At 67.6% G+C, this 11,835-nt stretch carries 11 protein-coding genes; 7 read left to right on the forward strand and 4 right to left on the reverse strand.

What is annotated here, in order from left to right; translation table 11 throughout:
- Positions 1 to 7: 7 nt before the first annotated feature.
- The 5 genes from DZC73_RS15155 (at position 8) to DZC73_RS15175 (ending at position 3,631) form a co-directional block, all read left to right on the forward strand.
- Positions 8 to 1,117 carry a patatin-like phospholipase family protein gene (locus DZC73_RS15155; protein WP_124541649.1) on the forward strand — a complete coding sequence of 370 codons (1,110 nt, stop codon included), beginning with the start codon at positions 8 to 10 and terminating at the stop codon, positions 1,115 to 1,117.
- Between the two features lie 38 nt (positions 1,118 to 1,155).
- Positions 1,156 to 2,280, forward strand: coding sequence for a 3-deoxy-7-phosphoheptulonate synthase (locus DZC73_RS15160; protein WP_124541203.1), 1,125 nt, complete (start codon positions 1,156 to 1,158; stop codon positions 2,278 to 2,280).
- A 44-nt stretch (positions 2,281 to 2,324) separates the two neighbouring features.
- Positions 2,325 to 2,810: a hypothetical protein gene (locus tag DZC73_RS15165; protein ID WP_124541204.1), complete on the forward strand. Its 486-nt coding sequence runs from the start codon at positions 2,325 to 2,327 to the stop codon at positions 2,808 to 2,810.
- Between the two features lie 88 nt (positions 2,811 to 2,898).
- Complete coding sequence (locus DZC73_RS15170; protein ID WP_124541205.1) at positions 2,899 to 3,276, forward strand: hypothetical protein; 378 nt, start codon at positions 2,899 to 2,901, stop codon at positions 3,274 to 3,276.
- A gap of 97 nt (positions 3,277 to 3,373) precedes the next feature.
- Positions 3,374 to 3,631, forward strand: a complete 258-nt coding sequence (locus DZC73_RS15175) for a hypothetical protein (protein ID WP_124541206.1) — start codon at positions 3,374 to 3,376, stop codon at positions 3,629 to 3,631.
- A 12-nt stretch (positions 3,632 to 3,643) separates the two neighbouring features.
- Here DZC73_RS15175 and rimO read toward each other — a convergent pair whose 3' ends face one another.
- The 4 genes from rimO to DZC73_RS15195 form a co-directional block, all read right to left on the reverse strand.
- Positions 3,644 to 5,041 carry a 30S ribosomal protein S12 methylthiotransferase RimO gene (rimO, locus tag DZC73_RS15180; protein WP_124541207.1) on the reverse strand — a complete coding sequence of 466 codons (1,398 nt, stop codon included), beginning with the start codon at positions 5,039 to 5,041 and terminating at the stop codon, positions 3,644 to 3,646.
- A 94-nt stretch (positions 5,042 to 5,135) separates the two neighbouring features.
- Complete coding sequence (locus DZC73_RS15185) at positions 5,136 to 5,681, reverse strand: hypothetical protein (protein WP_124541208.1); 546 nt, start codon at positions 5,679 to 5,681, stop codon at positions 5,136 to 5,138.
- A 273-nt stretch (positions 5,682 to 5,954) separates the two neighbouring features.
- Positions 5,955 to 6,548, reverse strand: a complete 594-nt coding sequence (gene phaR / locus DZC73_RS15190; protein ID WP_124541209.1) for a polyhydroxyalkanoate synthesis repressor PhaR — start codon at positions 6,546 to 6,548, stop codon at positions 5,955 to 5,957.
- Between the two features lie 106 nt (positions 6,549 to 6,654).
- Entirely contained in the window at positions 6,655 to 7,626 is a 972-nt protein-coding gene (locus DZC73_RS15195) for an alpha/beta hydrolase (protein ID WP_124541210.1), read from the reverse strand.
- Between the two features lie 49 nt (positions 7,627 to 7,675).
- Here DZC73_RS15195 and cysQ point away from each other — a divergent pair, with 49 nt between their 5' ends.
- Together cysQ and DZC73_RS15205 are read left to right on the forward strand one after the other, a co-directional pair.
- Positions 7,676 to 8,455 (forward strand): 3'(2'),5'-bisphosphate nucleotidase CysQ, encoded by a 780-nt coding sequence (gene cysQ, locus DZC73_RS15200; protein WP_124541211.1) that lies wholly within the window; start codon positions 7,676 to 7,678, stop codon positions 8,453 to 8,455.
- A gap of 188 nt (positions 8,456 to 8,643) precedes the next feature.
- Positions 8,644 to 11,835: a hypothetical protein gene (locus tag DZC73_RS15205; RefSeq protein ID WP_124541212.1), complete on the forward strand. Its 3,192-nt coding sequence runs from the start codon at positions 8,644 to 8,646 to the stop codon at positions 11,833 to 11,835.

Below are 11,835 nucleotides of genomic sequence, written 5' to 3' on the forward strand. Positions count from 1 at the left end.
GTCGGCCATGCATGCAGACCTGCCCGGCCAAGTGGTGCTGGTGCTGCAAGGCGGCGGCGCCCTGGGCGCCTACCAGGTGGGCGTGTACGAGGCGCTGCATGAAGCAGGCATCGAGCCCGACTGGGTGATCGGCACGTCCATCGGCGCCATCAACGCGGCGCTGATCGTGGGCAATGAACCATCGCACCGGCTGGAGCGGCTGCATGCGTTCTGGGACCATGTGGAGCAGGCCAATGCGGCGACGGATCCGTTGGCATGGCTTGGCCTGGGACGCGTTGCGGCCAACCTCGCCACGCTGTCGCGCGGCATCCCGTCGTTCTTCACGCCCAGCCTGGCGGCATGGCGGGGCTCGCAGGCGCGCGTGGGCATCGACTCGGCGGCGTACTACAGCACCGAGCCGCTGAAGGAGACCCTGCATCAACTGGTGGACTTCGAGCTCGTCAACCAGGGCAAGGCACGGCTCACCGTGGGCGCGGTGAACGCGCTGAGCGGCGAGATGCGCTACTTCGACAGCAGCACGCAGCCGCTTCGCGTCGAGCACGTGATGGCGTCGGGCGCCCTGCCCCCGGCCTTCCCGGCGGTGCGCATCGACGGCGAGCCGTACTGGGACGGCGGCATCTACTCCAACACGCCCATCGAGGCCGTGCTGGACGACGTGCCGCGGCGTGACTCGGTCATCTTCGCGGTGAACGTGTGGCACCAGCAAGGGCCGGAACCGCAATCGATCTGGGAGGTGATGGGCCGGCAGAAGGACATCCAGTATGCGAGCCGGGCGGACAGCCACATCGCCAGGCAAAAGCAGATCCATCGGCTGCGGCACGTGATCCGCGAGTTGTGTGGGCAGATTCCGGCGGCCAAGCGCAATGAGGCGCAGGTCAAGGAGCTGATGTCATGGGGATGCGGGACCACGATGCACGTGGCGCATCTCGTGGCGCCGCGGGTGGATGGAGAGGATCACACCAAGGACATCGACTTCACGCCCAGCGGGATCCATGAGCGGTGGCGGGCGGGCTACCAGGACACGCTGAAGATGATTGCGGCCTCGCCGTGGAATGAGCCGGTGGACCCGATCGAGGGGGTGATCGTGCACACGATGGAGTCGATCGCCGGCGTTTGAATCAGAATCCGGCATTCCCATCGCACATCACCACCCCCATGCCCCGCCTCGACGACCCCCTGCACGACCGCGAAATCGGAGAGCGCGACAGCACGCTCGACACCACCCGCATCGACGACGTCCGCATCAGTGCCGTCCGTCCTCTCATGACGCCCGCGCTGCTGCAGGAGCGCGTGCCCGTGCGCGACGACACGCTGGCGCTCGTCGAAGCCAGCCGCGCGGCGATCGCGGACGTGCTGCACGGCCGCGACGACCGCCTCGTCGTGGTCGTCGGGCCTTGCTCGATCCACGACCATGACCAGGCCATCGAGTACGGACATCGGCTGAAGGCGGTGGCCGACGAGTTGCGGCAGGACCTGCTGATCGTCATGCGCGCCTACTTCGAGAAGCCGCGCACGACGGTGGGCTGGAAAGGTTCCATCAACGACCCGCACCTGGACGGCACCTTCGCGATCAACGAAGGGCTGGAGCGGGCCCGCCGACTGCTGCTGGACCTCACCACGCTGGGCCTGCCGGTGGGCACGGAATTCCTTGACCTTCTCAGCCCGCAGTTCATTGCCGACCTGATCGCCTGGGGCGCCATCGGGGCACGCACCACCGAGAGCCAGAGCCACCGCCAGCTGGCATCGGGCCTGAGCTGCCCGGTGGGGTTCAAGAACGGTACCGATGGCGGCGTCAAGGTCGCGTCCGATGCGATCCTGGCCGCGCGGGCGCCGCATGCCTTCATGGGCATGACGAAGATGGGCATGGCCGCCATCTTCGAAACGCGCGGCAATGACGACTGCCACATCATCCTGCGCGGCGGCAAGACGCCGAACTACGATGCCGCCCATGTGGCGGCGGCGTGCGACGTGCTGCGCAGCGCAGGCCTTCGCGAGCAGGTGATGATCGACCTGTCTCACGGGAACAGCAGCAAGGAGCACCGACGCCAGATCGAGGTCGCGCGCAACGTCGGCGAGCAGATCGCGGCGGGCGACCGGCGGATCACCGGAGTGATGATCGAAAGCCATCTCGAAGAAGGCCGGCAGGACCTGGTGCCGGGCGTGCCGCTGAAGCACGGCGTGTCCATCACCGATGCGTGCATTTCATTCGGGCAGACGGTGCCGGTGCTGCGGGAATTGGCACTGGCCGTGCAGAGGCGTCGGACGGGTCGCGCAGTGTGAGGGTCGGCCATCGCCTAAACAGCCCCCGCCATCAAGGAGCTTTCATGACGCCAAGAAAACCGGCACTGTTCCTCGTCGCTTCGTGCTTGCTGGCCCTGTCAAGCGTGTGCCTGGGGCAGGTTGCAAACCGCCCAACCATGGACAAGTCTCCTGCCATGAACGATTCCACGCTTCAGTTCGCGCAGCAAATGGATCGTGTCATGCAAAAGGCAACGCTCGACACCGTGCAGGACGAACTGGTGATGCTTTGCGGTCTTCTCCTGCAAGACGTATTGGCGGACCAGAAGTTGCGCAACGCGGATGTCACGGCCTACAAAGAGAGAACCCTGGCCGTTCTTTGTTCAGACCCGCAAGCCGGCTGCCAACAGGCCAAGACCCACATGGACGCGATCGTGGACTTGTACCGCCGACCCGCTGCGGATGATGATCAAAAGGTGCATGCAGCCGTGGTCGGCCTCATGTCAGAAGTCGTCTCCTGGCTCGACCGCCATCCGGCGGCCATTGCCTCCAACCCACGACCTGCCAGTTAAACATTGACCGAGCATTGATGCACGAACAACGGCTCACCATGAACAGGCACTGGTTGCCCCGTCCGTGACTCCCTGAGACACAAGCACGATGCAGCATGACCACAACAACGCCTTCCGCCTCGGCGCAGCAATGCTCTCCACTGTTGCAGGCTCGATCCTCGGGTTGCTGGTCGGCGCCGTCCTGCTCTATGCAGGACTGACGGATTCCTTGTCACTCCCGATCGCAGGGGGTGCCTTGGCGGGCGTGCTGGCCGGCGCGGCGCTGCCATCGGGCGCGATGGACTTTGTCGAAGCGCTGGTCCACTTCCTGATCGGCATTCTCTCTGCGGCCTCCCGCTCCGTTCTCGATGATGCGGACTCCAGCCTCTTCGAGGGCCAATCAGAGAACTCCGACTGGCTCCGTTGGGCGTTCGCCTTCGGGGCCATGTTCGCCGTCGTGACCTGGATACTTCTGAGAATCAGATAGCCATGCACCAAGCCGCGACCATGCGCCGTATCCGACGAGAAGACATCAGACGCGGCACGATTCGCGCCCGAGGTCGTTGACATAGCCAGGCAATCACATGAAGCACATCAATGGGACTGGCATGCATCACGAGTCGCGAAGACGAGCCCAGTTCTCTGCCGAATATCGCATCAGCCTTTCGGGAATCTCGTACTCAGGCAGCATCACCTTGGACGGGTGCAGACCGGCCGCGTTCAGGGGTCACATGAGCTGGACCCCTGGGACGATTTGGCCCGCTCGCGCCGTCGAGCGCGACGTGCGCGAGACGATTCAATATCTCGATGTCGAGAAGCTGCTGATAGGTGCGCCCGAATGACTGCGTGACAACTCAGACCGGCTGCCCAATCAGGTCATGCCCCTGCGTCCCCACGATCCGCGCCTTCGTGAACTCCCCCACCTTGAGCGTTTTCGAAGCCTTCTCCGGCGGCAGCAACTTCACCACGCCATCGATCTCGGGCGCATCGGCATAGGTGCGACCGACGCCGCCCTTGCGGCCGAGCGCGGGCGCTGAATCGACGAGCACTTGCATCGTCGCGCCCACACGCTCGCGCAGCTTGGCGGCAGACACCTCTTCGGCCACCTGCATGAACCGCGCACGACGCTCTTCCCGCACCTCGGCCGGCAGCATGCCGGGCAAGTCGTTCGCCGTCGCTCCTTCCACCGGCGAGTAGGCAAAACATCCCGCCCGGTCGATCCGCGCCTCGCGCATGAACTGCAGCAGGTGTTCGAACTCCGCTTCCGTCTCACCCGGGAAGCCGGCGATGAAGGTGCTGCGCACCACGATCTCCGGGCAGGCCTCGCGCCACCGGAGCAGGCGCTCCAGGTTCTTCTCGCCGTTGGCCGGCCGCTTCATGCGCTTGAGCACGTCCGGATGCGAATGCTGGAACGGCACGTCCAGGTAAGGCAGCACGCGGCCGGAGGCCATCATCGGCAAGATCTCGTCCACGTGCGGGTACGGGTACACGTAGTGCATGCGCACCCAGGCGCCGTGCTTCTCGGCCAGGTCACCCAGCTTCTCGGCCAGGTCGAACAGTCGCGTCTTGACGGGCTTGCCGTCCCAGAAGCCGGTGCGGTACTTCACGTCCACGCCGTAGGCGCTCGTGTCCTGGCTGATGACCAGCAGTTCCTTCACGCCCGCCTCGAACAGCCGCTGCGCCTCGCCCAGCACGTCGCCGATGGGCCGCGACACCAGGTCGCCGCGCATGCTGGGAATGATGCAGAACGAGCAGCGGTGGTTGCAGCCTTCGCTGATCTTCAGGTAGGCATAGTGCTTGGGCGTGAGCTTGATGCCCTGCGCTGGCACCAGGTCCACGAAGGGGTCGTGGGGCTTGGGCACGTGCAGGTGCACGGCGTCCATCACCTCGTTGGTGGCGTGCGGGCCGGTCACGGCGAGCACGCTGGGGTGCATCTGCTTGACGAGGTTGCCGCCGGCATCGCCCGCCTTGGCGCCCAGGCAGCCGGTGACGATCACCTTGCCGTTCTCGGCCAGCGCCTCGCCGATGGTGTCCAGGCTTTCCTTCACCGCGTCGTCGATGAAGCCGCATGTGTTGACGATGACGAGGTCCGCGCCCGCGAAGGTCTTGGACGTGTCGTAGCCCTCGGCGCGCAGCTGGGTGAGGATGAGTTCGGAGTCGGTCAGGGCCTTGGGGCAGCCCAGGGAGACGAAGCCGATCTTGGGGGCGGATGTGGCCGGGGACGGCTGGGCCACGGAGGTGTCTTGGGTCATAACCGGCGATTTTCGCCGATGCCGGGGCGGCTGGCCGGGCGCAGACCGTGAAATCCGGACAAGGACGACGTTTGGTCGTCCTTGCCGGGTTCGTTTAGAGAATTGGCACCCTGATCACGTGAAACACCTCCTTCAGCAGTGCGTCACAGACCTCCTCGGCCCTCTGCACGATGGCTGCGGCATCCGGATGCTGCATGGACTCCAGAGCCAGGGCTTCCGAAAGCGCGCCAGCACTGGACCCTTGCTCCACCAAATAGCCATGCTGAGGCTTCTGGCTGCACTTGCGGGACAGGATTTCCAGCACCTGAACGTAACGGCCTAGCGCTTCCTTCATGTGCACCATCACAGCCAGTGCCGCCACCGGCGACGCAGAAGCCAAACCCGACACACGTGCTACCACGTTGTCTATGCCCGCGTAGTTGTAGCCAACAACATGACAGTCGGCCACGAATTGGCTCAGCAGGTGGTCGTCCCTGACTTCAACCTCCATGCACTTCAAAGCGATGTTCCGCGCCTCTTCCGAACGGCACTCACCGGAGTGCTTGAGCCACTGCGGAAACTTGCCCTGGAACGCTTGCGCGAGCTTGGCAATGACTTTGCCGGCTTCATGGCTTGGTAACTCGCTTGCATCGATGTCCATGATGCATCTCCTCTCTTCTCTTTGATTTATTTACCAGGGCCTCACGACAGCCCCGATCCCTTCCGAGCAGAGCTCGGCGTGTCTCCACCCACGAATGGGCGGAAGGTCCACAAACCCGGAGGTTTCGCCGCCTGGCTCATCAGTGCGGACGCGCCGATTGGACCAGCGAGGCTCCCGCCTGGCCGTTCATATATGCCCACCGAGGCACGCCATTTCGGTCGCGCAAAAACGAAAAGGGCGCCGAGTGGCGCCCTTCGCACAAATGCGCCGACCTCAACGCTTGGGCGGCGTGAACCCCGGCATGCCCGGGAACAGGCTTTCCGCCTGCTTGGCCATCTGCTCTTGCATCTGCACGAACATCTGCTTGGATTGCTCCAGGTAGTTGCCCATCAACCCCTGGACGACGGGCGCCTGGCCGTTGAGGAACTGCGCCCACAGCTCAGGCGACATCACCTTTGGGTCGTACAGCCCTTTCGACTGCTCGGTCAGCTTGCTCTGGATGTCGGTGAAGGTCTGGAGGTTCTTCTCCAGGTACGAGCCCATCATGCCCTGCATGGCGTGGCCGTAGAAGCGGATGATCTGCGCCAGCATGGTCGTGTTGAACATGGGCACGCCGCCGGTTTCCTCCTCCAGGATGATCTGCAGCAGGATGCTGCGGGTGAGGTCTTCGGAGGTCTTGGCGTCGCGCACGACGAAGTCCTGGCCGTTGAGGACCATCTTCTTCACGTCGGCCAGCGTGATGTAGCTGCTGGTCTCGGTGTCGTACAGGCGGCGGTTGGGGTATTTCTTGAGGATGCGCGGGCCGCCGGATTCGGCTTCCCCGCCTTCGCCGGAGGTCTTGGCAGACGCTCGCCGGGACTGGACCATGAACGGGACTCCTTGTGCAGGTGCACAACGATTCTAGGAGCCAGCCGCGGCGCGGGCTCAAGGGGTTTTCCCAGCGGTGCGAGGGGCGCCCCTTCCAGGGCGTCTCCTAGCGCGCCGAAACCTGCCGGATGAAGGCGTCCACCGAGTCGGTGTAGGCGCCCGGCAAGCCCAGGCGTTCGTTGATCTCGCTGTGCGACAGGTCTTCCTTTTGCAGCTGCACCCGGCCACCCAGCCCGTTGGCCTTGTCCATGAAGGCCTGGGCCTGGGCACAGGAATCGGCGCGGCGGGCGGAACACACCAGCAGCATGGGCGGCGGCGCGGCCTTCAGGCGCCGGATGGGCGAGGCATCCACCCACAGCGCCCGGTCGGTGCCGAAGGTCTTGTCGAAGAGACGGAAATGGCGGGCTTCCATGATGGTCACCACGTCGAAGGCGGCGCCGTCCAGCGGCACGGTACCCAGCCAGGGCCTCGCGCCCTGCCGGGTGGCGATGGACGGATCCGCATTGAGCATGGACACGAGGTGCGCACCGGCCGAGTGGCCCATCAGCACCACCCGCGCCGGGTTCACGCCCCACGAAGCCGCCTGCCCCTGCACGAAGGCCAGCGCGCGGGCCACGTCGTCGGCCTGCTCCACCGGGTTGGCCACCGGCACCATGCGGTAGTTGATGGAGACGAAGACGTGCCCCTGCGGCACCCAGTGCGGCACCTTGTTGGTGGTGACACGGGCGTAGGCCTTGTCGCCGCGCGCCCATCCCCCGCCGTGCACCATGAAGATGAGCACCGCGTCAGGCGCCACCTTGGCCGGCCGGAAGAGGTCCAGCCGCTGGGCCGGGTCGCTGCCGTAGGCGATGTCGCGCTCCAGCGTGACGCCCGGCGGCAACGCGGCCTCGCCCGAGGCGTGCATGCCGTCGCCCATCTCGTCGTCCTGGTGCTGGGCCGCCTCGCGGCGCTGCTCGGCGCGTTCGCGCAGCTTGTCGCGGATGAGCCCGGCCTGCGACGGCAGGCTCCACGCGCAGACTGCGGTCACCACGGCAGCCAGCACCATCCGCACGGCGACAATCGATGTGTTCGTTCCCATGTCCCGCAAACTCCTTTCCGGGATTGTTGCCACACCCGAGCGCCTCGTGATGACCTTCACCTTCCAGAAACACTGGCTGCCGCAACTGGACCACATCGCCCGCCGCGCAGGCGAGGCGATCATGCAGATTTACCGGGGCGACATCCACGTGCAACGAAAGGCAGACGAATCGCCCGTCACGCAGGCCGACGTCCTGGCGGAGGAGATCATCCTGGAGGGCCTGGCTGCGCTGGCGCCGGAGATTCCCGTCGTCGCCGAGGAAGCCGTCGCCGCCGGCCGCGTACCCGACGTGTCGAAGGCCCGCAGCTTCTGGCTGGTCGACCCGCTGGACGGCACGCGCGAGTTCGTGAACCGCAACGGCGAGTTCACCGTCAACATCGCCTTCATCGAGGACGGCGAGCCGGTGGCCGGCGTGGTGTTCGCCCCGGCGATCGGCCGGGCGTTCTGCGGCTGGGTCGGCGAAGGCGCCAGCGTTCACGATGCCGCCGGCGAGCGCTCCATCCGCTGCCGGCCCGCACCGCCGCGGGGGCTGACCGTGCTGGCCAGCCGGTCCCACGGCGACAAGGCAGCACTCGCGGCCTTCCTCGCGGACCTGCCGGTGCACACCACGATGGAAGCGGGCTCCTCGCTGAAGCTGTGCCTGCTGGCCGAAGGCCGGGCCGATCTCTACCCCCGCTTCGGCCGAACCATGGAATGGGACATCGCCGCCGGCCAGGCGGTGCTGGCCGCGGCTGGCGGCAGCGTGCGGACGATGTCCGGCGCGGCCCTGCGCTACGGCAAGCCCGGGTTCGAAAACCCGGATTTCGTGGCGCGCGGCCTGCCCGGCTGATGCGGCGCCCAGGTGCGGTGCGAGGGAACGCCACCGCATCCCCTCGCGGTGATTGCCAGAACGCCCAGGCCGTGCAAAATCGCCGCTCTTGAACATCCGCCGGCGCGCCCTGTCCATCGGGCTGCGCCGGCCACGAACACCACGGCATCGCGGCAAGCACGCCAAGACGCCCAGCGGGAGGGGACCACGTGAAGAAGATCGCCAGCGCCGTGCTGGTGCGGCAGCTGCCGCGCGAGCGCACCTGCACGGTCGAGCTCATCGAACTCGACCTGCCGGCTCGCACGGGTGCAGACCCCGCGGCGCGCTGCATCGTCACCGTGCGGCAGGAGCTGCAGGAATCCTCGCTCACCGCCACGCCCTGCCTGCAGGCCGAGGCTGAACGGCGCATGCGGGACTTCATCCGCCGGCGGCTGGCAGCCGGCGAGCGGCTGATGCGCCATGAAGGCCTCGCCGGGCTGGACGCGCTCACGCCGCAAGCCCGCATCACCGCGCCCACGCCAGCCTCCACGCCGCAGCCGGTGCCGACCCCCATCACTGCCCTCGTGGCCCGCTTCCAGCCCGCCCGCTGGAAGCTCGAATCCGCCGAGCGCCGTGCACGTGCCGCCTGGCGCGTGGCCGAATGCAGCGACGCCTCGTCGCCCGCGAGCCCCGCCCAGCAGGCGCTGCGCAGCCTTGTACCGCGCCTGGTCGAACTGCTGGACAGCGGCAACGACCTGCTCGACCTGTGCCTGGCGGTCGCGATCGGCCGCCTGGGCGACCCGGGCGCCACCGAGGCCATGCAGGCGTTGTCGCAGCGCGGACGCAGCCCCGCCACCTGCCGCGCCGCACGCCAGGCCTGGCTCATGCTGCTCACGCCCGAGGCACGCGAAGCCCACGCCGACACGCTGCTGCCGAGCTGGGAAGCCGAGCTGGAGAGCGAGAAGTCCGGCGTCGATCTGGTCGACCAGATCGACGCCGGCCTGGAAGCCCGCTCCTCGGACTGGGCCTCGCTGCTGCTGGACTGGTACGACATCGCCTTCGTGCGGCCCGGCCCGCGCGCCGTGCTGCTGCGGCTGCTGAAGGCGCTGCCGCTGGAGGTGGGCACCTTCCAGGGCGTGCGCTACGTCTACAAGGCCGCGGAAATGCGCCGCGATGCGCAGGTGGTCGGCCTCTTGCACGCCCGCTTCGAGAACACCACGGCGATGCAGGGCGCCTCCGGGTCACGAGACTACCGCTCGCCCAAGACGGGCGGCTGGCTCAAGCGCGCCACCGGCGGCGCCCGCTCACCGGCCCGCGCCTTCGGCGGGCGCACGCGCGACTACCTGCGGCTTCGCGGCTGGCGCACCGTCCGCCGCCTGGCCGCCCTCTCGCATCCGCATGCGCCCGAGCTGGCGGTGGACATGCTGCTGGGCCTGGTGGACGACGAACAGCCGCCACCGCGCGAGGAGCAGCGCTGGGAGTACATCGACCGGCAATACCAGCGCTCGTCGCGCCTGCATCACCGTGGCGCGGGCTGGATGCTGCTGCCCAAGCTGCTGCTGGCGAACATGCCCGACCTGCACACCAGCGCCCGCGCCAAGCGCTGGTGGACGCTGCAGCCGCTGGACGCCTCGCGTCCCATGCCCGAGCGCACCGAAGCGCTGCGCGCGATGTGGGATGCGCATCCCGAAGCCTTGCTGCGCCTGGCCATGGAAAGCCGCAGCGCGCTCGTGAATGCCGTGGCAGCCCGCGCATTGCAGGACCATGCGAACTTCGTGCGCGAGCAGGACGCGGCCGTGCTCGAAGTCCTGCTGCAGCGCCCGTACGCACCGACGGCCGCGCTCGGCTTCGATGCCGCGCGCGCCCACGTCGAAGACACCACCGACACCGCCGTTCAGGTGCCATGGCTCAAGCTCATGTCGGCCAGCACGCATGCGGCCGCGCGCGACTACGCGCTGCTGCACATCGCGGGCGATCCGGCATCGTTCGCCAGGCATGCGGACCTCGTCGTCGCCCTGCTCTTCTCGGTGCACGAACGCGCGCGCAAGCAAGGCCACGGGCTGGCGCTGCTGGCTGCGCCCGATTCGTTGCTGAACGAATTGCTGGACGCGATGCTCGCCGCCGATGCGGCGGACCCGGGCCTGGCAGAAGGCGCGGCGCTGGCGGAGCAACTGCTGCAAGGCCCGCTTCAGCAGGCGGCGGCGTCATGGCAAGGCCTGGGCTCGCTGCTTCCTCTGCTGGACCACCCCGCCGTGCCGGTGCTGCGCCTGGCCGTGAGCTGGTTGCTGATGCACCCGGCCGGCGTGGCGCTGGTGCCGCCGGTGCTACTCACGAGGCTGCTCGGCGCGGAAGATGCAGACCGCCGTGCCTGCGGCGCGCGCATCCTCGCGGCCTTGTCGGACGACGTGCTGCGCCAGCAGGTCGAGTTGCTGTGCACCCTGGCCCTGAGCGGACATGCCGGCGTGCGCGCCGCCATCGCGCCTGCACTGCTGCGGCTGGCTTTGGCCGATGAACAGGTCGGCCGTGCCGTCGCCTCGCGCCTGCATGACGGCCTGTTCCAGACCGAGGCCGGCGAAGGACAGCACGACGACATCCTGCGTTGGCTCACTGCTGACCTGCAGGCCTACGCGCCCGCGCGGGATGCATCCGGCACATGGCGAGCCCTGCAAGCCCGCAGCGGCGGCGCCCAGCGCTACGGCGCCTGGGCGCTGGCGTCGCTGGCCATCACAGACTTCAGCCTGCGCCAGCTCGCCACGCTGGCACGCCATGCCGATGCCGGAGTGCGCCAGTGGTCCATGCAGGCGATCGACCAGACGCTGTCGGCCGCGCCCACGCCGAAGCAATCCGCCGACCTCCTGCCGCTGGCCGACGCCGCATTCGACGACACCCGCGCCTACACGCAACAGCTCTTCGGCGAACGCCTGCCCGACGACTCGCTGGACGTGGAGCTGCTCATCGCCTGGGTCGACCATCCGCAAGCGTGGGTGCAGGCCCTGGGCCGCAGCCGCCTCGTGCGCCGCATGAGTGCCGCCGATGCGAGCCTGTGCCTCACGCGGCTGAGCCAGCACCCCGGCACGCAGGTGCAGCTCTTCGTGACGCAGTGGCTGCTGGAGTTGCCCTCGGACGATGCGCCGCGCCTCGCGCAGCAGCTGCGTGCGCTGACGCCCTACTTCCTCACCGTGCTGAGCCAGGTGCATCGCGGCCGCGTGGCGAAGTCGCGCATCACCGACTTCCTGCGCGCACAGATCGCCGCGCCCGAGACCGCCGCCGTGGTGGCCGAGATCTTCGCGCGGCAGGTGGTCACCGCCAGCCTCACCGACAAGCCGCAGTACGTGGCGGGGCTGCGCGACATCGCGGCGCGGCACCCGCAGATCGAGCTGCCCTTCCTGGCCTGGAAGGCCCCTGCCCTGCACAGCGCCTGA

This window comes from Rhizobacter terrae (assembly GCF_003852895.1).
GTDB lineage: Bacteria > Pseudomonadota > Gammaproteobacteria > Burkholderiales > Burkholderiaceae_C > Albitalea > Albitalea terrae.

Coding starts and splice junctions, on each gene's coding strand:
- DZC73_RS15155 (WP_124541649.1), top strand. CDS start 8: ATGCATGCAGACCTGCCCGGCCAAGTGGTGCTGGTGCTGCAAGGCGGC.
- DZC73_RS15170 (WP_124541205.1), top strand. CDS start 2,899: ATGCAGCATGACCACAACAACGCCTTCCGCCTCGGCGCAGCAATGCTC.
- DZC73_RS15165 (WP_124541204.1), top strand. CDS start 2,325: ATGACGCCAAGAAAACCGGCACTGTTCCTCGTCGCTTCGTGCTTGCTG.
- rimO (WP_124541207.1), bottom strand. CDS start 5,041: ATGACCCAAGACACCTCCGTGGCCCAGCCGTCCCCGGCCACATCCGCC.
- DZC73_RS15160 (WP_124541203.1), top strand. CDS start 1,156: ATGCCCCGCCTCGACGACCCCCTGCACGACCGCGAAATCGGAGAGCGC.
- DZC73_RS15195 (WP_124541210.1), bottom strand. CDS start 7,626: ATGGGAACGAACACATCGATTGTCGCCGTGCGGATGGTGCTGGCTGCC.
- phaR (WP_124541209.1), bottom strand. CDS start 6,548: ATGGTCCAGTCCCGGCGAGCGTCTGCCAAGACCTCCGGCGAAGGCGGG.
- DZC73_RS15185 (WP_124541208.1), bottom strand. CDS start 5,681: ATGGACATCGATGCAAGCGAGTTACCAAGCCATGAAGCCGGCAAAGTC.
- DZC73_RS15175 (WP_124541206.1), top strand. CDS start 3,374: ATGAAGCACATCAATGGGACTGGCATGCATCACGAGTCGCGAAGACGA.
- cysQ (WP_124541211.1), top strand. CDS start 7,676: ATGACCTTCACCTTCCAGAAACACTGGCTGCCGCAACTGGACCACATC.